A 23,958-nucleotide genomic window follows, 5' to 3' on the forward strand; every position below is an offset into this window, starting at 1 on the left:
AGCATTAATCAATAAAATCCATACTTAAACCCATCAAAAACTCCCTGACAAAAAGACAGAAAAAGAATACAATTTAGTAAAAGTTTTCAATAATTTTCAGATATAGGAGCGACGGAAGAGCGACGGAAGAGCGACGGAAGAGCGACGGAAGAGTGACGGAAGAGTGACGGAAGAGTGACGGAAGAGTGACGGAAGAGTGACGGACCGGTGACGGAGGAATGACATATAAAAAAAACAATGTCAAAAGGTCTGAATAAAAGTAAAAAATCTATCTTGATAAATTTTCTCAATAGCATAAACACGCTAATCGCATCAATAAAAGAAAACTCAAAAAATTATAATTCTAAATAAATCTATTAAATTATATAAGAAAAAGACTATATTTGTTACGCGGAAAATCCAAACAAAAAAATAGTATCGCTACAAAAACTTGTTTTTAGCAACCACTATTTTTTAAAGAATTTTAAATATCTTTGAATTATGAGCACAGCAACAAAACCAAATCACATAGGGCGAAAAATCAGCCGTATTCGTGAACTAAAAGACATGAAGCAGGAAGCACTGGCGCAGGCTTTAGGAACCAATCAGCAGGCGGTTTCGATTATGGAAAACAGCGAAACCATTGAAGACGAAAAATTAGTTGAAGTAGCAAAGGCTCTTGGCGTAACTGTAGAGGCCATTAAGAATTTTTCGGAAGAAGCGGTCTTTAATTATTTCAATAACTATTACGATACAAAAGATAGTGTATTTAATTCAGGAAGTCATGCAACTAATCACTGTAATTTTAATCCTCTTGATAAAGTAGTTGAACTTTTCGAACGTTTGGTTCAGTCCGAAAAAGAAAAAGTAGAGTATTTAGAAAAATTACTAAAAGAAAAATAATTGTCTCTCTAGAGAACTTTTAATAAAAAATGTGCAAATGTCTTCTCTGACTTTGTACTTTTTTTGTTTTAAGCCCAAAATCAACCATCCCCCTAAAAATTTCAAAATGAAACTACAAATCCGATTCCTGATCTATTCCATATTATTTCTTACCTATAGTTTTTCGACTTCGTTTTTACTATTACTGGGCGAAAAATTAAAAGACCACCGATTTATAACCCTGGGCTGTGGATTTTTCGTGATCAATATTATATTTTCCCTTTTTGTATTAAAATGGACGCCTTTGTTAAGTATTCTTACTTCCCTTATCATTGCTGCTTTAGCCTTATTTCTGGCTTTAAAATTTGGAGATTTGCATCTGTTTTCACAATATGATGCGTATGGCGTTAAAACTGCTTTAATGGCCAACGCTGTTTTTTCGGTGCTGTTTTGGGAAATTGCGTATCAGATAAAAAACAGGAAATAATGAAACTATGAGTAATCGCATTATTTAGCACCTCGTTTTACGTGTCATTTCGAGGAACGAGAAATCACATCTCAATATTCCGCAAGCAATATAAAAAACATCTTGTATGGCTACACTTTGCGTACCTACTTTATGTGATCTCTCGTTCCTCGAAATGACACAATTATGTCTCTTATGGAAAACTAAACCGTCTAATGTAGCCCCGATAGAGCCGGTATCCTCGCAATGAAATGGAGAGATAAAGGCGAAAGCGGGACAGAGGGTTGTGGTGAAAACAAAAATTACTGCTTCTTAAATTTAAAAACTGCATGGTCTGAATTTAGCTAAAAACAGATATATTTACACCTTCAAAAGCAAGCCTTATGCAAAAAATTACTTTATTCGTTTCTATCCTGTTCCTGGCTTTTTCGTGTGGTGTAAAAACTACGCAGTCCCTGTTAAGCGATGGCAATTATGATGGCGCAATAGACCGTGCCGTAGACGCATTGAAAACCAAAAAGGACTCCAAAGGAAAACAGGATTATGTGTATTTGCTGGAGGAAGCTTTCGCCAAAGCCAAGGACCGTGATTTACGAAGTCTTGAACTGATGGAAAAAGAAAAAAATCCGGCCAATCTGGAGCGCATCTACAATACATACGTGCAGCTTACTAATCGTCAGGAAAAAATCAGGCCTTTAATGCCGCTTCAGTTGTTAAAGCAAGGCAAAAATGCACAATTTCCGTTTGACAATTATTCAGATGAGATCGTGAGCAGCAAAAATGCTCTATCAAAATATTTGTACGATAATGCAGTAGTACTTTTAAAGTCAACGAACAAACTCGATTCCAGAAAAGCGTACGATGATCTGGCGTATATCGAAAGCATCAATCCGAATTATAAGAATGCCAAAAAACTGATGGATGATGCGCAGTTTAAAGGAACCGACTTTGTGAATGTGTACGCGACAAACGAAACAGAAATGGTCATTCCGAAGCAGTTGCAGAACGATTTATTGGATTTCAGCACTTACGGACTAAACGATAAATGGACTGTTTACCATAGCTTAAAACAAAAAAATGTCAAGTATGATTATGGCTTAATTCTGAATTTCAGGGAAATCTACATTTCACCGGAACAAATTAAAGAGAAGGAATTTATCAAGGAAAAACAAATTAAAGACGGTTTAAAAACACTTTTCGACAGCAGGGGAAATCCTGTAAAAGACAGTTTAGGCCGCCCCATAAAAGTGGATAATTTTAAAACCATCAAAATCAACATTTACGAATACAGACAATACAAAGCCTGCCAGATCACTGCCAAAGTAGATTATGTAGACCTAAAAACCAATCAGTTGATACAATCTTTTCCTGTAGCCAGCGAGTTTGTTTTTGAGAACATTTATTCTACCTATCGCGGTGACAGAAACGCCTCCGACGAAAGCTATCTGGGTTATTTTAACAAACGCGCCGTTCCGTTTCCGAATAACGAACAGATGGTTTTTGATACCGGAGAAGATTTAAAAGCCAAACTCAAAGACATCATCGTCAGAAACAGATTCAGGTAAGATACAAATACATTACTTTCCTCCCATTTGCCACAAGCAGGTGGGATTTTTTTTGCCTGTTATAAAAAAAAATCAAAGAAACATAACGCGAAACCAAAAAGTTGCATATATTTGCAACTGATTGATTGCGTATTAAAATAAAACCAAAATGAAACGAGATATTTTTCAGGCCATTGCCGACCCGACACGCAGGGCTATTTTAGTATTGATTTCGTCTACTGCATTGACACCGAATGCAATTGCGGAACAATTTGATACTACCCGTCAGGCGATTTCAAAACACATTAAAATCCTTAACGAATGTGAATTACTGCAGGAAAAAAAGATGGGAAGAGAAATTTACTATCAACTTAAAATTGACAAAATGAAAGAAATAGATCAATGGCTGGCACAATTTAAAGAAATTTGGGAAAACCGTTTCAGTCAACTGGATCAAGTATTAATGAATTTAAAAGCTAAAGAAAATGGAAAGTAATCTTTTAATGGATTTTACCGTAGACAAAGAAAACAGTATGGTACACATCAAAAGGGAGTTCAACGCATCGCTCGACCATGTCTGGTCGGCCTGGACAGAACCTGAAATATTAGACCAATGGTGGGCTCCTGCCCCATTCATTTCTAAAACAAAAAGCATGGAATTTAAAGAAGGTGGACGAAGATTGTATGCAATGGTTGGTCCTGAAGGTCAGGAAAAATGGAGTTTTTTTGAGTATAATTCCATTTCTCCGAAAACTAATTTTAAACATTCCTCAACTTTCTGTGATTCGGAATCGAATCCGGATCCCAATATCGGGAGTTCTTACTGGGATCTGACTTTTTCCGAACAAGGCGATTTGACCATTGTTGCTATTGCGATTAAACGAAATAGCCTGGCGGAATTAGAAAAAATAATTGAAACCGGTTTCAAGGAAGGATTTGCACTTATCCTTAAAAACCTGGATACATTGCTGGAAGAAAAAAGTAACTAATCTCTTCTACAAACAGCTCTTGATACTATTTCTAATTTTAAAATTGAACTAAATGAAAAATAATCTTTTAATGAATTTTACGGTAGATAAAGAAAACAGTACCGTTCATGTAAAACGAGAATTTAATGCCCCGGTTGCAAACGTGTGGTCAGCCTGGACACAACCTGAAATCCTGGATCAGTGGTGGGCTCCCGCTCCGTGGAAATCTAAAACAAAAAGCATGGATTTTAAAGTGGGCGGACGAAGACTTTATGCGATGCTAGGGCCGCAAGGCGAAGAACACTGGGCTATAGCTGATTTTACTTCCATCAGTCCGAAAACGAACTTTAAATACCTGGATGCTTTTTCTGATGCCGAAGGGAATCTAAATACCGGTTTTCCTCGTTCGGACTGGAATGTGACTTTTTCTGAGCAGGGCGGTTCTACTATTGTTGATGTGGCCATTAAACATGATAACTTATCCGATCTGGAAAAGATCATCGAAATGGGCTTCAAAGAAGGATTTACCATTGCGATGGAAGGTCTGGATAAAATTTTTGAAGAGGCAAAGTAACTTTTTGCGAAATGAAATATAAACAATACTTTTAATGAAATATAGAGCCGTCCTGAATAGTCACGGCTTTATATTAATTAAAAAAGAACAATTTTATGAATTCGAAATTAATTAAACTCCTCTTACGCCTTGCCATCTCCGCTGGCTTCCTCTCTGCTGTTGCAGACCGATTTGGATTTTGGAGCAAAGAAAATTCGGCATGGGGAAATTGGGAAAACTTTCTGTCTTACACTAAAGTCCTGAATCCCCTGGTTCCCGAAAGTTTGTTATCTCCCGTTGCCATCATTGCCACGGCTCTTGAAATCATTTTTGCGGTTTTTCTTTTAGCAGGTTTCAAAACCGAATTGTTTGCGAAGCTAAGTGGTTATTTATTATTGCTTTTTGGTCTTTCGATGACGTTTACTATCGGAATAAAAGCACCACTGGACTACTCGGTTTTTACAGGTGCGGCAGCCTGTTTTGCTTTGAGTTTACTTAAAGAAAAATATCTGGAAATAGATACTGTAGTTGCTAAAAACTAAAATAAAATAATACTTTCTGAAGCTTTTAAGGTGCCTGTAAAGCTATAAAGGCCAAGATTAATTGTAAACTATTTTGATTATGAGTATAAATAAACAAACTGTAGAAGAATATATGGCTGCTTTCAGACTAAGCGATCACGAAAGAGTGCTGGCTTGTTTAACTGACGATGTGATCTGGGAAATGCCCGGAATTTACCAGCATGTTGGAAAAGAAGCTTTCGATAAGGAAATTGAAAATGAAAATTTTATAGGAAGTCCAACGATTCAGATTATAAAACTGGTTGAAGAAAATGATGTGGTTATTGCCGAAGGCGCCGTACAAGGCAACATGAAAAACGGAAATATATTAGACGCCGTATTTTGCGATGTTTTTGAAATGAAAAATGGCAAAATCAAAAAACTGACTTCTTATCTGATGTCCAGAAATGCTTCTCTCAAATTTGAATAATTTCAAAAGCAGTTACCTCCTTTATAAAATCCCGATTCAACAGAATTGGGATTTTTTTGGACCAGATAATTGAGACTTCATAGAAAAGTCAGCTGTAGTTATAAATTTATCCCGTTCTTACGCGACTTCACCTCTATTTACAATTTTAAGTTGTATTTTCGATAAGTAAAAGTCCGTCAGAAAAAAATAACCTAAAAAGGATCTAAGAACAAATGATTAAAAAAGTACTCCCGTTTGAAGAATTAACCTATCATTCCACATTAACAAAAGAGGCCCTTTTGGCGCATCTTCAAAATGAAATTGAAGCCGAAAAATCTTTTGGTATTGGCTTCAACAGAATTTCATATGGCAAACCTTATATTGGTAAAATTAGCAATCCAACATTTGAACTCAAAAGAGCCATAAGCTACCGAAATTCGTTTTTACCCATTATAAAAGGAGAAATCAGAGACGATATCAGCGGTTCAAAAATAGAGGTAAAAATGGGGCTGCCCGATTTTGTTAAAGTATTTATGTGCATTTGGCTGGGAATCGTTTTTTTGGCCAGCTTAGGAACATTGTTCGCTTTAGTGTACAATAACGGCCTTAAAGAAGGACCTTTTATATTTATTCCTTTCGTAATGCTTTTTGCAGGAGTAGCCATGGTTGTTCTGGGTTTTAAAACGGAAAGCAAAAAAAGCATCACCGATCTCGAGCAACTGCTTCAGGCGAAAAGAATACAAAACAACAGCCGTCATTAAATACCAAAAAATGAATAAATTTTTCACCGTCATCCTTTTACTTTTTTCCTCTGTTTTACTCTTTAGCCAAACCAGCAAACCTTTTGTTCTGGGGGTTGTAGAGGAAATACAATCGAAAGAATTAGGAGAAAACAGAATCCTGAACATTTACCTTCCCGAAGATTACAAACCAGAAAATGCCACAAAATATCCGGTAATTTATCTCCTGGATGGTTCTGCAGATGAAGATTTTATACACATTGCAGGTCTGGTACAATTTAATAGTTTTGAATGGATCAATCAGGTTCCGAAATCAATTGTGGTGGGGATTGCCACTGTGGACCGCAGAAGAGATTTTACGTTTCCAACCAGCATCGAAAAAGATCAGAAACGTTTTGCAACCTCTGGGCATTCCGAAAAGTTTATTGCTTTTATCGAAAAAGAATTACAGCCTTTTATCGATAAAAAATACAAAACAACGGCTTCCAAAACCATCATCGGACAATCTTTAGGCGGATTGCTGGAAACCGAAATCTTATTGAAAAAACCAACGCTTTTTAATCATTATGTTATCGTGAGTCCTAGCATATGGTGGAATAATGGTTCGATCTTAAATCTGGACAGTCCAATATTTCAGCAGAATTTCGCGCAGGAAACCGCTGTTTACATTGCAGTAGGCAAAGAAGGATTAACGCCAACCGAAATCCCAAGAGTGATGGAAGTAGATGCCAATCTACTGGCTGAAAAAATCAAAGCTCCTAAAAGCAAAAACATAAAAGTATTCTTTGATTATCTTCCCCAGGAAAATCATGGGACCATTTTACATCCTGCGGTTTCCAATGCCTTTAAATTCTTTTATCCGAAAGTTCAGGAATAGATAAAGTTTCAAAAATCCCATAAAAATGAAAACGACAGACAAACATCCATTAGACAATCCGGTTTGGAATGCTTTAGCAGAAACCCATCAGGAATCTGCTATTGCTTATGAAGGGACCAAATTTTACAATCCGGAGTATTGTCCTTTTGGTGGTTTTGTAAAACCGGAAAACACTGCTGATACTGTAAAACAATATGCGGCATTAACGGAGAACTTTTTTATTGTTGGAGAAAAACCGCTGCTTCCGGATTCTTTAAAAATCAATAAAGAACTGATTTGCCTTCAAATGGTTATTGATCAAAAAATTGATCTGCCTGTTGACTTAGAAATTGTGAAGCTTACACCAGAACATAACGCAGCATTATCCGAATTGGTCAATTTGGTACAGCCGGGTTATTTCAAAAACAAAACCTTTTTACTGGGTGATTATTTCGGAATTTTCAAAGAAGGCCAATTAGTCGCTATCACCGGAGAGCGAATGAAAATGAATGATTTTACAGAGATTAGTGCCATTATCACACATCCCGATCACACCGGAAATGGTTATGCAAAACAATTAATAACGCATTGCGTAAACGCTGTTTTTGACCAGCATAAAATTCCGTTTTTGCATGTGCTCGAAAGTAACACCGGCGCCATTTATCTCTATGAAAAACTTGGTTTTGTCACCCGAAGAAAAATAAGTTTTTGGAATATTGTGTCAAAATCAAATTCCAATCCTGAAGTTTCGGGATAAATTCCAAATTCCAATAATCCCGATAGCTATCAGGACCAAATTCCAATTTTTCAACTTCGCAAAAAAATCCAAAATTCATCCTTCGACTTCGCTCAGGACGACATCGAACATAAATCTAAAATCTGAACTCTGTAATCTAAAATCTAAAATCTAAATTACCCCAGCCAGCCATCGCGATCTAAACTTCGATACTGAATGGCCTCGGCAATATGCGAGGTAATAATCTTTGCAGAATCATCTAAATCAGCAATTGTTCGGGCTACTTTTAAGATTCTGTCGTAAGCGCGGGCAGAAAGATTCAGTCGTTCCATGGCGGTTTTGAGCAATTATTTTGATTGTTCGTCGAGCGCACAATATTCGCGAATTAGCTTGCTGCTCATTTGTGCGTTGTAATGAATATTTTCTATGGTTTCGAATCGGCTGGTCTGAATTTCACGGGCTTTAGTCACCCGTTTTCGGATTTCAACGCTGCTTTCGGCTTTTCGGTCGTCAGCTAGTTTTTCGAAAGGAACCGGCGTCACTTCAATATGAATGTCGATCCTGTCCAATAAAGGCCCTGAGATTTTGCTCATATAACGCTGCATTTCGTGTGGTGAGGAAGTATTGGGCATACCCGGATCGTTAAAAAAACCACTCGGACTCGGGTTCATACTCGCCACCAGCATAAACGACGACGGATAGGTAACCGTAAACTTGGCCCGCGAAATAGTGACCTCACGATCCTCCAGCGGCTGACGCATCACCTCGAGAACATCCCGTTTGAATTCCGGCAGTTCGTCTAAAAATAAAACACCGTTATGCGCCATCGAAATTTCACCCGGCTGCGGATAACTCCCTCCGCCTACCAGAGCGACATTGGAAATCGTATGATGGGGACTGCGGAATGGCCGCTGATTCATTAATCCTACCTCTTTTAATTTACCGGCAACACTATGAATTTTAGTCGTTTCCAATGCTTCCCGCAAAGTCATGGGCGGCAAAATACTGGGTAATCTTTTGGCCAGCATTGTTTTTCCGGCTCCGGGCGGACCAATCAGAATGATGTTGTGTCCGCCCGCAGCAGCGATTTCCATGCAACGTTTGATACTTTCCTGTCCGCGTACGTCCGAAAAATCAAATTCAGGGAAATCCAGGGTTTTATAAAATTCGGACCTGGTATCGATAATCGTGGGTTCCAGAGTTCCTTTTCCTGCAAAAAAAGCAATAACTTCCTGTAAGTTTTCAACTCCGTAAACATCCAGTCCGGCAACAATTGCGGCCTCTTTTACATTTTGCTTCGGCAGAAAAAACCCTTTATAACCTTCTTCCTTAGCTTTTATGGCAATCGGCAAAGCTCCGATTATGGACTGCAGGCCTCCGTCAAGCGAAAGTTCTCCCATGATGATATATCGATCCACTTCGGGTGCTTTGATCTGATCGGATGCGACCAAAATTCCAATTGCCAGTGGCAAATCGTAAGCAGAACCTTCTTTTCGCAGATCGGCAGGAGCCATATTGATGGTTATTTTTTTTCCAGGAAGCGAATATCCATTGTTCTTTAAAGCAGCCGCAATCCGGTAACTGCTTTCTTTTATGGCATTGTCGGGCAAACCCACCAAATGATATCCAATTCCTTTATCTATATTTACCTCGACGGTAATAGTTGTGGCTTCTACTCCAAAAACGGCACTTCCGTAAACTTTAATCAACATAATATTCTTTATTAAATATTTTTAAAACTAATTAAAAATATTTAATTTATAGCTTTTTTACTACAAAATATTAATTATTAAAAATCCAACCTGATCTGTTGCTTCACTTCTTCCACCATTCTACTCAAATCCAGACTGTTCTGATGTGACCATAACTTGCTCTCTATCTGATTGTTTTTAATACAGTTATGACATTCTATAGCTTCATGTGTATATCCTTTGCCTAAATTGGGTAAACTAAAAGTTTCTTCTTTTTCATTTTTAAAAAGTGTATAACCATCGGCAACATACCAGGGAGAGTTAAGTTCAATTCGACCTTTATTTCCGCTAATGGTGGCTTTCATATCAGCATCATAAACGATAGAAGCCTGCAAAAGTGATTGTGCGTTTTCATATTGCAGCAGCATGGAAGTCTGCAAATCGATTCCGTTTTTATGATAAATCGATTTTGCTGTTATTTCTTTCGGAAGTCCAAGCAGTACATAAGACAGAAACAACGGATAGACACCAATATCAAATAAGGCTCCGCCGCCCAAATTTTTATCAAAAAGCCTTCCTCCTGCTGCTTCATTGGCATAAAAGGCAAAATCGGCTTGTACCGCTTTTATGTCACCAATTACTCCCTGATTTACCTTTTCCAACACTTCCTGAACTGTCGGAATAAAACGGGTCCAGAATGCTTCCATAAAAAACCTGTTGTGCTTTTTAGACGCCTCAACCATACGAACGGCATCCTGATAAGAGAGTGCCATTGGTTTTTCACATAAAACGTGTTTACCGCTTTCCAACGCTTTTATAGCTAATTCGGCATGGGAATTATGTGGCGTCGCGATGTAAACAATATCCACCTGATCGTCTTCAAAAAGCGCTTCGTAAGAATCATAGGCTTTTGTACAGTTGTATTTTTGGGCGAATTCAGTTGCTTTATTCCTATTTCTGGAGGCAACCGCTGTTAATTCGGCATCATCGAGCAAAAGTAAATCAATCGCAAACTGATTGGCAATATTTCCAAGGCCTATTATCCCCCATTTTATTCTGTCCTTATTTGTCATAAAATTCTTTAAAGCCCTAAATCAAAGGGTTACTTAATAATGTGTAAAATAAAGAAAAAAAACATCTTAAAAAAACAAAACAGTATAACATATATTTCATATTTTTAGCATCAAATCATTAAATAACCTATGAAAAAAGCCTTACTCTTATTCTTTTTCGCTGTTTTTTTAACAAAAACGCAGGCACAAAATTATTTCCCAGTTAATGAAAGCGTGCAGAACAAAAATAAAAACTACACCGTCTTTACGAACGCCACAATCTATGTTTCGCCAACGCAAAAAATCGAAAAGGGAACTTTACTGATTCAGGACGGCAAAGTAGTGGCTGTCGGAAATACCGTTTCAATTCCAAAAAATAGTATTACAATTGATCTTGAAGGAAAAACAATCTATCCTTCTTTTATTGATATTTATACCAATTTCGGTATTGAAAAACCCAGAAGAAACCTAAATCCTGACGGTGACCGCAATCCATTATACGATACTAAAAGAGTGGGCTATTATTGGAATGAAAGTGTTCGTTCTGAACTAAACGGATATGAAACTTTTAAATATGATACCGCAAAAGCCGAAGAATTATTAAAAGCAGGTTTTGGTGTTGTGGGTACGCATATTCCTGATGGAATTGCGCAGGGAACCGGAGTATTGGTTGCCCTGAATAATACGGAGAACAGCAAACAAATTATAGCGGACAAAATTACCAATCATTTTGCTTTTTCAAAAAGTGCCTTAACCAATCAGGCGTATCCAAGTTCTCTGATGGGTATGATGGCCCTGCTGCGTCAGATGTATCTGGATTTGGACTGGTACAAAAAAGGAAATTCTGAAACTAAAGATTTATCGCTGGAAGCACTGGTTGCCAATGAAAAACTGGTTCAGATCTTTGCCACCGAAGATAAGCTGAACAGCCTTCGAGCCGCTAAAATTGCCAAAGATTTTGGTTTAAACTACGTTTTAAAAGGCAGTGGAAATGAATTTGAAAGAATCGAAGAAATCAAAAATACAAAAGCCCAGTTCATTATTCCGATAAGTTTCCCTGAAGCTTATGATGTCTCCAATCCTTATTTATCGAATCAGATCGAATTAGCCGATATGCGTTTTTGGAATCAGGCTCCTTCCAACCTTAAAGTACTCTCAGACAACGGAATTGTTTTTGCTTTAACAACGGATAAACTGAAAAAAACGGAAGATTTTAAAGTTAATTTATTAAAAGCGATCAAATATGGTTTCGACAAAACCAAGGCTTTAGAATCGTTAACAACAATTCCGGCTGCGATTTTAGGAAAAAGCAATGAAATCGGGAGTTTAAAAACCGGCAGTTATGCCAATTTTGTCATTACATCCGGTGAAATTTTCGACGAAAAAACTGTTCTATACGAGAACTGGGTTCAGGGAACCAAATATGTAGTCAATGATATCACGGTGAAAGATATTCGTGGTAACTATGATCTGACCATCGGAAATGATACTTACAAATGGAAAATTGACGGAACTCAACTAGCCACGAAATCTGAAATAACGACGGTAGCTGTTGCAAAAGTAAACAGCACGTTTAACTTTTCCAAAAATTGGATTTCTATGGTGTTAAAGCCCGGAGATACTATTAAATCTAACTTTACACGTTTAACCGGATTTGTAGAAAAACCGGAAATTCTATCCGGAAAAGCGGCGCTTTCAGACGGCAGTGAATTGATTTGGACTGCTAAAAGAACAAGTATTTTCACAGCTGTAAAAGACACGGTTAAAGCAGAAAAACCAAATTTAATCCTTCCGACAACGTATCCTAACGTTGCTTTTGGTGATTCAAAAAAACTAACGGCACAAACCTTACTTTTCAAAAATGCGACCGTTTGGACCAATGAAAAAGAAGGTATTTTAACGGAAACCGATGTTTTAATTAAAAACGGAAAAATTGCCGCAGTGGGCAAAAACCTTTCAGATCCTTCAGCTGTTGTAATTGATGCCAAAGGAAAACATATTACGAGTGGTATCATTGATGAGCATTCGCATATTGCAATTTCCCGAGGAGTAAACGAAAGCGGCCACAACTCCACAGCAGAAGTTACGATTCAGGATGTAGTCAATTCCGAGGACATTAATATTTACAGAGATCTGGCCGGAGGCGTAACTATTTCACAGCTGCTACACGGATCTGCAAACCCGATTGGCGGGCGTTCTGCTATTGTAAAATGGAAATGGGGTGCTGCACCGGACGAAATGTTATATAAAAATCAGCCTAAGTTTATCAAATTTGCTTTGGGAGAAAATGTAAAACAAGCCAATTGGGGAATTCAGAATCCAACTCGTTTTCCACAAACGAGAATGGGTGTTGAACAAGTTTTTACGGACTATTTTCAACGTGCAAAAGAATACGACGAAAGCTGGAAAACTTTTAATTCGGGTTCTAAAAAAGGAAAAGCTCCGAGAGTCGATCTGGAATTGCAGACCTTAGCTGAAATCCTCAACAAGGAAAGATTCATTACCTGCCATTCCTATATTGAATCTGAGATTTTGATGTTGATGAATGTTGCTGAAAAATTCAATTTCAGGGTCAATACGTTCACGCATATTCTGGAAGGGTACAAAGTAGCTGATAAGATGAAAGAACACGGTGTTGGTGCCTCTACGTTTTCAGACTGGTGGGCTTATAAATTTGAAGTGAATGATGCGATTCCGTTTAACGGACCTATCATGCACAATGCCGGAGTAGTAGTTGCTTATAATTCTGATGATGCTGAAATGTCCCGAAGATTAAACCAAGAAGCGGCAAAAGCTGTAAAATACGGAAATATCTCTGAGGAAGAAGCCTGGAAGTTTGTCACATTAAATCCTGCTAAACTTTTGCATATTGACGATAAAACAGGAAGCCTTAAAGTAGGCAAAGATGCCGATGTGGTATTGTGGAGCGACAATCCTTTGTCTATTTATACCAAAGCCGAAAAAACAATTATCGAAGGGGTTGTTTATTTTGATATTGAAAAAGATGCAGAAAAGCAATTGTCTATTGCGAAAGAAAGAAGCCTTCTGATTGGGCAAATGTTACAGGAAAAAAACAAAGGAGCAAGCACACAGAAACCGGCTAAAAAAGAAAAAAAGGAATATCACTGCGATACTTTAGAACAATAATAATGGCTTCGTCAGATAATTTCAAAGTTAAAAACAAATAAAATGAAAAATAAACACCTCTATATAATGCTGCTCGTTTTTTGTGCCTGGCTTCCGATAAAAGCGCAACAAATACCTGCTCAGAAACAAACAAAATCAATTTTGATTTTAAACGCCACGGCACACTTAGGCAACGGAACCGTGATTGAAAATAGTGCCATCGGCTTTAAAGACGGCAAAATTACTTTAATCGCTGATGCCACCACGATCAGACTTGCCGCTGGTGCCTACGATACCACAATCGATGCCAGCGGTAAACATATCTATCCCGGATTTATTGCCCCGAACTCTACGCTGGGTTTGGTAGAAATTGATGCCGTAAAATCATCTGATGATCAGGAAGAGATTGGAAGTTTTAATCCAAATGTAAGGAGTGTTATTGCTTACAATTCAGAATCAAAAGTTGTTGAAACTGTACGTCCAAATGGAATTTTAATCGCGCAGATAACACCTCGCGGAGGCAGAATATCAGGTACTTCTTCTGTGGTACAACTGGATGCATGGAGCTGGAAAGATGCTGTTTTAAAAGAAAATGATGGAATTCATCTTAATTTTCCCTCTAACTTTAGAAGATCCGGATCCTGGTTTGAACCCGGAATAGTGGAACCCAATAAAGATTATCCGAAACAGGTGGAAGAGATCAATGCTTTTCTGGCTAACGCCAAAGCCTACAACCAAACTGTCTCAAAAGAAAGAAACATAGTTCTGGAAGCTACAAAAGCCCTGTTTGACGGATCGCAAACACTTTACATACATGCAGATGAAGAGAAACAAATTGTGGATGGAATACAACTGGCCGTTAACAATCAGATTAAAAAAATTGTAATCATTGGCGGATTTGAAGCCTATAAATCTTCGGATTTACTACAGAAGTATAATGTTGGAGTATTATTAAGACGTGTTCATGACATGCCTACAAGTGATGATCAGGATGTAAACCTGCCGTATAAAATGGCCAAAATACTTACGGACAAGGGTATACTTGTTGGTCTTGAAAATAGCGGAGACCACGAACGCATGAGTACAAGAAATTTACCTTTTCTGGCGGGAACCTGCGCCGCTTTTGGTTTAGACAAAGAGAAAGCTTTACAGTTAATAACTTCAAATACGGCAAAATTATTAGGAATTGATTCTATTTGCGGTACACTGGAAACAGGTAAAGATGCTACGTTGTTTATTTCTGAAGGAGATGCTTTAGAGATGAGAACAAATAAATTGACAGCTGCCTTTATTCAGGGAAGAACTATTAATCTGGAAACCTTCCAAACCAAACTAAATGACAAATTTAAAGCAAAGTACAATCAGCAATAATTAGATCGGATGTAAAAATACGGCGTCAGGTGAGAAATCATTTGGCGCCTTTTTTATTCAAAAAAAATCAAGTTTTAAACCAAATCATTACACATCTGCGCATAATTACTCTTAAATTTAAAATTATTGTATTGATTTTATGTTAACACATAGCTTAAATCTTTCATTTTACGACTTCAACATTAGCAAATTGTAAATTTTATATCTATTTTAACAAATACACGCAAAACAATGGGGGTTAAAATGAAAAATTAACAAAAATTAAACATTAGACTCTATTTTTCATAGGGGTGTCGAATGATTTTATATTTTTATCAAAAATTTAAAACTAAATAACTATGCGAAAAATTATTTTAAGTGTGATTCTTATCACTATTTTGGTACTAACCTTTGTCTCGAACTTCATCTTAACAGATAACCCAATACCTGCAGAAGCCGTAAAGTTTGATACAGGAGACACAGCCTGGATGATCGTAGCAACTGCATTTGTATTGCTGATGACTCCCGGACTTGGTTTTTTCTACGGAGGTATGGTCGGTAAGAAAAACGTTATCAGTACGATGCTACAAAGTTTTATGGCCATGGTAATTGTTACTATTCTATGGGTAGTAGTTGCTTTCGGATTAGCATTTGGTCCTACTATCGGAGGAATTATAGGTGATCCAACTTCTAATTTATTCTTTCAGGGTGTTGGCACTAATACTGCATGGAGTCTTGCTCCAACAATTCCTTTTATGTTATTCGCATTATTTCAGGCTAAATTTGCCATCATTACACCGGCTTTAATCACAGGTGCTTTTGCAGAACGTGTTCGTTTCTGGGCGTATTTATTATTCATGGTTTTATTTATATTAATTATATATGCTCCGTTAGCGCACATGACATGGCATCCTGATGGAATTTTCTTTAAAATGGGAGTATTAGACTTCGCCGGAGGAACAGTAGTACACATGAGTGCTGGTTGGGCTGCATTGGCCGGAGCGATCTTCTTAGGAAAAAGAAAAATTCAAAAAGTTAATCCTGCAAGAATTACGTATGTATTATTAGGAACAGGTTTATTATGGTTCGGATGGTTTGGTTTTAATGCGGGTTCTGCATTAGGTTCAAACGGATTGGCTGTACAAGCCTTAGGAACTACAACTGTTGCTGCCGCAGCTGCTGCAATGGCATGGGTTTTCCTTGACAAAATAATAGGACACAAATTATCAGCTCTTGGAGCTTGTATCGGAGCCGTTGTAGGTCTTGTTGCCATTACTCCTGCTGCCGGTTTCGTAAGTATTCCTCACGCCATTTTTATCGGAGCTTTTGCTGCTATCGTAAGTAACCTTGTGGTAAGCAAATTCCCTAAAGGAAAAATTGATGATGCATTGGATGTTTTTGCCTGTCACGGTGTTGGTGGAATGGTCGGAATGTTGTTAACAGGTGTTTTTGCTTCAAAAGCCATCAACCCTGTAGTTGGAGACAACCAAGGTTTGATTTTCGGAACCCCAACCTTGTTTATCAACCAATTGATTGCTTTGGTAGCAGTTTCTATCTTTGCTTTCGTAGGTTCATACATTTTATTCTTTGTTGTAAATAAAATCACTCCGCTAAGAGTAACTGAAGAAAAAGAAGAACTAGGTCTGGATATCTCTCAACACGGAGAATACCTATAAGAATTAATTTTTCAACACTATACCAAAAACAAAACAGCCCTCTGATTAAACCAGAGGGCTGTTTATTTGAATTAAATTCAACCTGACATAAATCCGAAACTCTTTATTCTATTCTCTTTATTCTATTCTCTATCCTCCCTAAAAAAAACTTACTTAAAATTCCCAATCCCTTCATTCAGCCATTGCAAATATTCCTCAACCCCAACATAACTAATCGTAGGTTTTGAAGTATGCAAATTTTCACCTTCCAGATCCGTTATCACATACAAAGGCTGCGTGTTTGTTTTGTATTTTGAAATCATAAAATCAGTCCATTTATCACCAACGGTAATGATTTCATCACCTGAAGCGGTTTTAAACTGTTCATTTTTAGGCAATTCTCTTTTATCATCTACGTAAAGAGAAATCAATACCACATCATTTTTTAATATCGGTAAAATTCTCTCGTCCGACCAGACATTGTTTTCCATTTTACGACAGTTCACACATGCATAACCTGTAAAATCCAGCATAATGGGTTTGTTTACAGATTTTGCAAAAGCGAGTCCGTCTTCATAATCATGAAAAACCATTATGCCATGTGGTCCTAATTCTGCTCCTTTCGGTAGTCCTTCTTGTGAACCCGCATTTGAAACACCTGATCCTCCTACGCCAAACGGACTTTCACTGTATTGCGGAGGTGGCGGGAATGCACTGATCAATTTCAAAGGTGCTCCCCATAATCCTGGAATCAGATACACCGTAAAAACCAGCGTAAGCAATCCAAGATATAATCTTCCTACAGAAATATGCTGCAGCGGACTATCGTGTGGCAAGGTAATTTTGCCAAATAAATACAACGTCAGGGCGGCAAATATCGCGATCCAGATTGATATAAATACTTCTCTTTCCAGGAAATGCAATTGTAAAACCAAATCGGCATTGGATAAGAATTTGAAAGCCAGAGCCAGTTCTAAAAATCCTAAAACCACTTTTACCGTATTCAGCCAGCCACCGGATTTTGGCAATGAATTCAACCAGCCCGGAAACATGGCAAACAACATAAATGGCAATGCCAAGGCTAATGAAAATCCTAACATTCCGATTACCGGAGCAATTCCGCCATTGGAAGCTGCTTCAACTAATAAAGTTCCGACAATTGGGCCTGTACAGGAAAAAGAAACAATAGCCAGTGCTAAAGCCATAAACAATATTCCTACTAATCCGCCTCTGTCTGCCTGCTGATCTACTTTGTTCCCCCATGAATTTGGAAGCATGATTTCAAAAGCGCCCAAAAATGACGTAGCAAAGATGATGAGTATAACAAAAAATATCAGGTTAAACCAGACATCTGTAGACAACGCATTTAAGGCGTCAGCCCCGAATATTTTGGTTACAATTAAACCTAATATTACATAAATAGCAATAATGGAAAGGCCGTAAATAATAGCATTTCGGATTCCCTTTGCCCTGCTTTTACTTTGTTTGGTAAAGAAACTCACTGTCATCGGGATCATCGGAAACACGCAAGGCGTTAACAATGCCGCGAAACCGGACAAAAATGCAATGAAAAATATAGACCATAAACTCCTCTGTGGAGCCGGAGCGGGAATTTGTTCTTTGTCTAATGTCTGCGCAACTTCCGCTTTTGGTTTTTCTGCTGAGGGAGCAACAACTGTGTTCTCTATCGTATCTACAACTAAACCCGGTCTTTTTGTTTCATCCAGTTTCACTCCTGAAACGGTAGCAATAGCATCCATTTTAAATGATGACGGAACGGTAATGGAGAATTTTTTATTGGAATTGATACAAACTTCTTTACAAACCTGAAAGTCAAAATCTACATCAACTGTTTTTAAGTTTGGATTTATGATCGTAATTTCCTGTTCGATATGGGCTTTCCCTTCAAAGAAAGTTTCATTCACACCAAAAATATCATTAAAGGCCGTTTTGGTTTTTCCTTCTTTGGCTTTGCCTACTAAATTATAATTCCCTTTTTGGTTTTTAAACACAATTTCCAAAGGAAGCGGGCCTCCGTCCGGCGTAAATTGCGAGTACATATGCCACTCTTTTTCTATCGTTCCGTCAAAAATCAAAACAGCATTGCTTCCTGATTTCTTTTCGATTTTAGCAGTCCATTTTACGGGTTCAAGAATTTGGGCATTACCTTTTGCAAAAGCAAAAATGAAAAATAACAAAAATACAATGGTTTTATTCCAAACATTTTTTGATATAATCGCTTGACGGGATTGATTAAAGTTCATTATTGTAATTCTATTTTAAGTATTCTGTTTGTAGTTTTTTCTATTTTGAAACGTTCATCCTGACGAATTCCGACAACCCAGACAATCTGGTCATCAGAACACAAAATCCAGGTTTTTTCTTTGTCTAAAAGGGATAATTTTTCATCTTTAAAAAGTTTACTTACTTTTTTAGATTTGCCCTGCATGCCAAAAGGATGAAAAACATCTCCTTCATTCCATTTACGTAAAATCAAAGGAAACCGGATTTTTTCTGCGTCCACAAAGATAGCTTTATTTGAATCTATTGTAATGTCATCTACCTGACAAAGCTTCAATTTTAAGGGAAAATTAACGTCTGAATCATTTGCATTAATCTGATATTCTTCTTTTTTATCCGCTTCCAAAACCGGGCTTAAAATCAACACCTCTCTGTTTTTCAACAACCTGAATTCTTCGGCAAACACTTGTTTTCCGGACTGTCCGTCAACCAAATCATAAATATCATTCCACGCCAAAAATCCAAATTCATTCAGCCATTGGTACAAATACGATTTATAATTGGGCAATTTTTTAAGCTGATTCAAATTGAAATGAATATTCTCACCTTCTTCTTTCGCCACCTGCTGATAAATCATAATCGATGCATCTTCGACCATTTCCTGTGCTTCCTGCAAAAAAGACTGTGTTTTTTGAAACGCGTTCAAGAAATTAGGATTGATCTCTTTTAAAATCGGGACTAAATCATGGCGGATTTTATTGCGAAGATATTTATTGGAGGCATTACTGCTGTCTTCCCTCCATTCTATATTATTTTCCGAGGCATATTGGAGAATTTCATCTCTCGAAAAAGGCAAAAGCGGACGAATAATTTTATCATTCTGTTCCGGAATTCCCGTCAGGCCATCCAGCCCGGTGCCTCTGGTTAAATTGATAAGGAAAGTTTCCAGATTATCATCGGCATGATGTGCTGTTAAAACATAATCGAAATTATGGGTTTCTAAAAGCTCATAAAACCAGCTGTAGCGCAATTCACGGGCAGCAACCTGAGTCGAAAGTTTATAATCTTTCGCAAAAGCTTCCGTATCAAACTGAGTGATAAAAACGGGAATATTATTTTCATCGCAATACTGTTGAATAAAGTTCTGATCACCAAAACTTTCTACTCCGCGAAGTTGGAAATTGCAGTGCAAAACAGCAATTTCGTATGGCATTTGCTTTAATAAATGCAACAAAACCATACTGTCCAATCCTCCGCTAACAGCCAGAAATAGTTTTTTTTCTTCCAAAAACGGGAACCTTGAAGTGATATGATTTTTAAATTTTGAAAGCATTTTATAAATGTAAAATTAAATTCTAATACTTATGTTTTTTTTCTGCCACGAATTTCACGAATTATTTATTCTCGCAGATTGAGCCGATTGAGCCGATTTTTTTTTGCCACTCAACATAACTATCCGGATAAAAGATTTACACAGATTTTTAATCTTTTTAATCCTGTAATCTGTGGCACAAAAAAAAGAAAATTCGCGTAAATTCGTGAAATTAGTGGCTAACTTTTTTTTAAAAATCTACTGCAAAACTTCATGCATTGCCTTAGCTTTCAGCAAACATTCTTCGTATTCTTTTTCTGGAACAGATTGCGCTGTAATAGCACTTCCTACTGAAAACGAAACATATTGATTTTCCTGATTGTACAAAATACTGCGGATTACCACATTAAAATCAAAATCACCTTCCGGCGTAAAATAACCCACAGCACCACTGTACAAACCCCGCTTGGTTTCTTCCAGATTCTCAATGATTTTCATGACCGAAATTTTTGGTGCGCCGGTCATACTTCCCATCGGAAAAGTTGTTTTTAAAACATCAACAGGAGCATATTGCGGATCTATTTTTGAAGTTATGGTCGAAATCATCTGATGTACCTGCAAAAAAGAATAAATTTTGCAGAGTTCCTTCACTTCAACGGAACCTTTTTGAGCCGTATGCGATAAATCATTTCGTACCAGATCGGTAATCATGATATTCTCAGCGCGTTCTTTGGCATCGTTTTCCAGATTATGTTTTGATTTTGCATCTTCCGCAGGATCAGAAAAACGTTTTGAGGTTCCTTTTATGGGTTGGGAAATCAGATTGTCTCCTGATTTTTTTATGTAGCGTTCAGGTGACGCAGATAGCAAAAACTGTTTATTATTTTTAAAGAAAACCGAAAATGGTGCCTGCGAAATTGTATTCAGTTTTTGAAATTTCTCCAGTGGATTTATAATCGCATCTTCAGCGAAAAATTCCATACAAAAATTGGCTTCATACATATCACCTACATGAATGTGATCCAGCATTTTCGTCACTTTTTCTATATATGATTCTTTTGAAATTCTTTGTTGAATCAGGATTTTATTTAATGTTTCAAAAGCATCAGACTGACTTTCGATAATTTCTACAAAATCATCTTCTGCCTCATCATCACAAACAAACAAATATTGAATTTCGAGTTGGTTTCCTTTCAATAAAAATATTTTTTTAGGCTGAAAGAAAAACAAATCCGGAAAATTCAACCCGTCAAAATTAGCGGATTTTAAATGCTCTACATTGTTTTTCAGATCATAGGCCAAATAGCCCAAAAGCCAGTCTTTTGTATTGGATTGGTATTGTTTTAAATCGTCGAAAGCGTTATGAAAATCGGTTTTTAAAGAAGTAAAAGCATCGACAGCAAGCAGACAATCGAAACTTGAATATTCTTGCGGATAGGAATTACTATCCAGAAAGACAATCTCCCGAAATTGTTGTGCCCAAATTAAAAGCTGTTGTTTAAACTGCTCCGGATCCGCAATATGTTTATGGATTGTAACTCTCAAATGTAGTATGTTTTTTTGCTTCAAAATTACGATAAAAAAAATCCTTCGATAAAATAATCCTCAAAAATTATTGGCACGCTTTTTAGTACACGAGATTAATACCGGTATTAAACTTATTTCGCATTTGATAAAGAATTCTAAAACAAAAAAAGTATTTACAACGTGTAAATCACTTCCTTATTAATCAACCTTTTAACCTTTTATGAAAACAATTACAAAATTAAGCCTGGCAACATTGGTCGTGATCGCATTACTCTTTTCCTGTAAAAAATCGGATGGCTCTACCGGCGATCAAACTGCAGATTATACTACCGAGACAGCAGACAGTACAGTAGTTTCATCTTCTGCAGCAGTAGAGAAAAAAGACAGCAAACAAAAATTCATCCGAACTGCTGATCTGAAATTTAAAGTTCGAAATGTGGCAAAATCAACTTATGCCATTGAAAATGCTGTTCAGAAATTTGGAGGCTTTGTGACTTATACCAATCTGCAAAGTAACATTCAGGAACAAATTAAAACTAAAATCAGTCAGGACAGCACTTTGGAAACTACAAAATATACGGTAGAAAACAATGTTACCATTCGTGTACCCAATACTCAACTGGACACCGTGATCAAGACCATTGCCAGACAAATTGATTTTCTGGACTTCAGGGTAATCAAAGCCGATGATGTTTCGCTTAAACTGTTATCCAATCAGCTTTCCCAAAAAAGAAGTGCTGTTACCGAAAAAAGAGTAGAGAAAGTCATTGACACCAAAGGCAAAAAAATAAACGATATTATGGAAGCCGAAACTACTTTGGCGAGCCAAAAAGAAGCAAAAGATTCTGCTGTAATTGATCATTTATCGATGCAGGATCAGATTAACTTTAGTACCATCACGCTTCAGCTTTATCAGAATGAAACGATTAAACAAGAAATAACCGCAAGCGAAAAAGATAGTCGTGAATACAAGCCTAATTTAGGAATTCAGGTGATTGATTCTTTAAAGAGCGGCTGGTATATTCTTGAAGCTATTTTTGTTTTTCTGCTGAATCTATGGCCGTTTATCTTATTAGGTGTTGCAGGCTGGTTCTTATATCAAAAATATAGTAGAAAATAATCCAAAAGTGTTAATAAAGCAGTAATTTAATAAGAAAAAATTCATTATATTTGATATAGGCTTAGATTAATCCCAAAATAGGATTGTATTGATTGAAGAATTCTTAATAAACGACCTAAAAAATAATCTTTATTTTATTACAGGATTCAAATTGTGATGTTTATCAGCAAATAATTTATATTTTTTTAACCTAAAATCCTAGTATTATGAAAATTGCTACCATTATTGTCCGAGTTTTGATTGGTCTCTTATTACTTTTTGCTTCTATCAGTTACTTTTTCAACTTAATGCCTGCAGAGCCAATGACTAATGATAATTTCAAAGCTTTTAATGTTGGTTTAATTGCCTCCACTTATTTAATGCCTTTAGCTAAATCAATCGAATTAATATGTGGGTTAGCTTTTGTATCAGGCCGTTATGTAACATTAGCCAACATTTTGATCTTACCCATTACCATCAACATCCTGTTTATCAATTATTTCATGTCACCGGAACATTTACCTATTGCAGGATTACTGTTTTTAGCTAATATATTCCTGATTTACAGATATTGGCATAATTATAAAAGTGTTTTCACTGTATAAATCCTTTTCCATTACAAATAAAAAACCCGACTGATTTTTTAAATCGTCGGGTTTGTTTTTTTAGTGTCTTTGTCGTGTTTTACCCAAACCAGATCTGAAACGGTATAACCTATTTCGCGGGCTTTGATCAGGAAATCGGCTTTTACGCTTTCAGGAATCGTGGTTTCCCTGGAAAGAATCCACATGTATTTCAGGCTTTCTCCTGCAACAAGTGCATACTTGTAATTATCCTCAACTGCAATGACATTATAACCTGCATAAAAAGGACCAAAAAATGAGACCTTAAGCATACCAACATTGTCCTTTTTGACAAACTTGGCTTTCCCGATACTCTGTTCCCACTTGTCTTTTTTGACATCATAGCCCCTGTTATCCACTTTTATGGTTCCGTTATCATTCAGAGAATACTCTGCCGTAACATTGTTCAAACCTTTTTCATATTTAAAATCCAATCTCGCAATTTCATACCACTTGCCAAGATATTTTGCTTTGTCAAAATTAGTGACGGCCGCTGCTTTGTCCGGAATAGTAGAACCGCAGGAATAAAGTGCAAACGCAATTCCAGCTCCTAACAAAAGCGGAGCTATATATTTACTTTTCATGATGT

The 23,958-nt window shown here is 37.0% G+C and carries 21 protein-coding genes and 1 pseudogene; 16 read left to right on the forward strand and 6 right to left on the reverse strand.

Annotation, left to right across the window (positions count from 1 at the left end; translation table 11 throughout):
• The first annotated feature begins 480 nt into the window (after window positions 1–480).
• The 11 genes from HAV12_RS18010 to HAV12_RS18060 all read left to right on the forward strand — a co-directional run bounded on the left by HAV12_RS18010 (window position 481) and on the right by HAV12_RS18060 (window position 7,714).
• On the forward strand, window positions 481–882 hold the full coding sequence (locus HAV12_RS18010; protein ID WP_171570876.1) for a helix-turn-helix domain-containing protein: 402 nt from the start codon (window positions 481–483) through the stop codon (window positions 880–882).
• 106 nt (window positions 883–988) lie between these two features.
• A complete protein-coding gene (locus HAV12_RS18015) occupies window positions 989–1,348 on the forward strand; it encodes a hypothetical protein (RefSeq protein WP_171570877.1) in 360 nt (119 codons plus the stop codon).
• A 362-nt stretch (window positions 1,349–1,710) separates the two neighbouring features.
• Window positions 1,711–2,892: a hypothetical protein gene (locus HAV12_RS18020; protein ID WP_171570878.1), complete on the forward strand. Its 1,182-nt coding sequence runs from the start codon at window positions 1,711–1,713 to the stop codon at window positions 2,890–2,892.
• Window positions 2,893–3,040: 148 nt separating this feature from the next.
• Window positions 3,041–3,367 (forward strand): helix-turn-helix transcriptional regulator, encoded by a 327-nt coding sequence (locus HAV12_RS18025; RefSeq protein WP_132036068.1) that lies wholly within the window; start codon window positions 3,041–3,043, stop codon window positions 3,365–3,367.
• Complete coding sequence (locus HAV12_RS18030) at window positions 3,357–3,860, forward strand: SRPBCC domain-containing protein (protein WP_171570879.1); 504 nt, start codon at window positions 3,357–3,359, stop codon at window positions 3,858–3,860. The genes HAV12_RS18025 and HAV12_RS18030 overlap by 11 nt, the downstream gene beginning before the upstream one ends.
• Window positions 3,861–3,912: 52 nt before the next feature.
• Window positions 3,913–4,413, forward strand: a complete 501-nt coding sequence (locus HAV12_RS18035; RefSeq protein WP_171570880.1) for an SRPBCC domain-containing protein — start codon at window positions 3,913–3,915, stop codon at window positions 4,411–4,413.
• 95 nt (window positions 4,414–4,508) lie between these two features.
• Window positions 4,509–4,934, forward strand: coding sequence for a DoxX family protein (locus HAV12_RS18040; RefSeq protein WP_171570881.1), 426 nt, complete (start codon window positions 4,509–4,511; stop codon window positions 4,932–4,934).
• A gap of 79 nt (window positions 4,935–5,013) precedes the next feature.
• Window positions 5,014–5,382, forward strand: coding sequence for a nuclear transport factor 2 family protein (locus HAV12_RS18045; RefSeq protein ID WP_171570882.1), 369 nt, complete (start codon window positions 5,014–5,016; stop codon window positions 5,380–5,382).
• Between the two features lie 212 nt (window positions 5,383–5,594).
• Window positions 5,595–6,122 (forward strand): hypothetical protein, encoded by a 528-nt coding sequence (locus tag HAV12_RS18050; RefSeq protein ID WP_171570883.1) that lies wholly within the window; start codon window positions 5,595–5,597, stop codon window positions 6,120–6,122.
• Between the two features lie 10 nt (window positions 6,123–6,132).
• Entirely contained in the window at window positions 6,133–6,978 is an 846-nt protein-coding gene (locus tag HAV12_RS18055) for an alpha/beta hydrolase (protein WP_171570884.1), read from the forward strand.
• A 25-nt stretch (window positions 6,979–7,003) separates the two neighbouring features.
• Window positions 7,004–7,714: a GNAT family N-acetyltransferase gene (locus HAV12_RS18060; RefSeq protein WP_171570885.1), complete on the forward strand. Its 711-nt coding sequence runs from the start codon at window positions 7,004–7,006 to the stop codon at window positions 7,712–7,714.
• Window positions 7,715–7,869: 155 nt separating this feature from the next.
• Here the strand turns inward: HAV12_RS18060 and HAV12_RS18065 are convergent.
• A pseudogene (locus HAV12_RS18065) lies at window positions 7,870–9,405 on the reverse strand (YifB family Mg chelatase-like AAA ATPase).
• Between the two features lie 77 nt (window positions 9,406–9,482).
• A complete protein-coding gene (locus HAV12_RS18070) occupies window positions 9,483–10,457 on the reverse strand; it encodes a Gfo/Idh/MocA family protein (protein WP_171570886.1) in 975 nt (324 codons plus the stop codon).
• A gap of 129 nt (window positions 10,458–10,586) precedes the next feature.
• Here HAV12_RS18070 and HAV12_RS18075 point away from each other — a divergent pair, with 129 nt between their 5' ends.
• The 3 genes from HAV12_RS18075 to HAV12_RS18085 all read left to right on the forward strand — a co-directional run bounded on the left by HAV12_RS18075 (window position 10,587) and on the right by HAV12_RS18085 (window position 16,588).
• A complete protein-coding gene (locus HAV12_RS18075) occupies window positions 10,587–13,583 on the forward strand; it encodes an amidohydrolase family protein (protein ID WP_171570887.1) in 2,997 nt (998 codons plus the stop codon).
• A 42-nt stretch (window positions 13,584–13,625) separates the two neighbouring features.
• Window positions 13,626–14,933, forward strand: coding sequence for an amidohydrolase family protein (locus HAV12_RS18080; RefSeq protein WP_171570888.1), 1,308 nt, complete (start codon window positions 13,626–13,628; stop codon window positions 14,931–14,933).
• A 338-nt stretch (window positions 14,934–15,271) separates the two neighbouring features.
• Window positions 15,272–16,588, forward strand: coding sequence for an ammonium transporter (locus HAV12_RS18085; protein ID WP_132036095.1), 1,317 nt, complete (start codon window positions 15,272–15,274; stop codon window positions 16,586–16,588).
• A gap of 149 nt (window positions 16,589–16,737) precedes the next feature.
• On the opposite strand, the gene HAV12_RS18090 is transcribed toward HAV12_RS18085, so the two are convergent.
• The 3 genes from HAV12_RS18090 to HAV12_RS18100 all read right to left on the reverse strand — a co-directional run bounded on the left by HAV12_RS18090 (window position 16,738) and on the right by HAV12_RS18100 (window position 21,665).
• On the reverse strand, window positions 16,738–18,831 hold the full coding sequence (locus tag HAV12_RS18090) for a thioredoxin family protein (protein ID WP_171570889.1): 2,094 nt from the start codon (window positions 18,829–18,831) through the stop codon (window positions 16,738–16,740).
• Window positions 18,831–20,141 carry a tRNA lysidine(34) synthetase TilS gene (tilS, locus tag HAV12_RS18095; RefSeq protein ID WP_171570890.1) on the reverse strand — a complete coding sequence of 437 codons (1,311 nt, stop codon included), beginning with the start codon at window positions 20,139–20,141 and terminating at the stop codon, window positions 18,831–18,833. Before tilS ends, HAV12_RS18090 begins: the two co-directional genes overlap by 1 nt.
• Before the next feature lie 237 nt (window positions 20,142–20,378).
• A complete protein-coding gene (locus HAV12_RS18100) occupies window positions 20,379–21,665 on the reverse strand; it encodes an anthranilate synthase component I family protein (RefSeq protein WP_171570891.1) in 1,287 nt (428 codons plus the stop codon).
• Between the two features lie 202 nt (window positions 21,666–21,867).
• Between HAV12_RS18100 and HAV12_RS18105 the strand changes: the two genes are divergently transcribed.
• Entirely contained in the window at window positions 21,868–22,767 is a 900-nt protein-coding gene (locus tag HAV12_RS18105; RefSeq protein ID WP_171570892.1) for a DUF4349 domain-containing protein, read from the forward strand.
• A 206-nt stretch (window positions 22,768–22,973) separates the two neighbouring features.
• Entirely contained in the window at window positions 22,974–23,351 is a 378-nt protein-coding gene (locus tag HAV12_RS18110; RefSeq protein WP_132036105.1) for a DoxX family membrane protein, read from the forward strand.
• Window positions 23,352–23,389: 38 nt separating this feature from the next.
• Here the strand turns inward: HAV12_RS18110 and HAV12_RS18115 are convergent, their stop codons facing one another.
• A complete protein-coding gene (locus tag HAV12_RS18115) occupies window positions 23,390–23,953 on the reverse strand; it encodes a lipocalin family protein (RefSeq protein ID WP_171570893.1) in 564 nt (187 codons plus the stop codon).
• Between the last annotated feature and the right edge of the window lie 5 nt (window positions 23,954–23,958).

Origin of the sequence: Flavobacterium sp. CLA17 (assembly GCF_013112255.2) — a bacterium.
GTDB lineage: Bacteria > Bacteroidota > Bacteroidia > Flavobacteriales > Flavobacteriaceae > Flavobacterium > Flavobacterium circumlabens.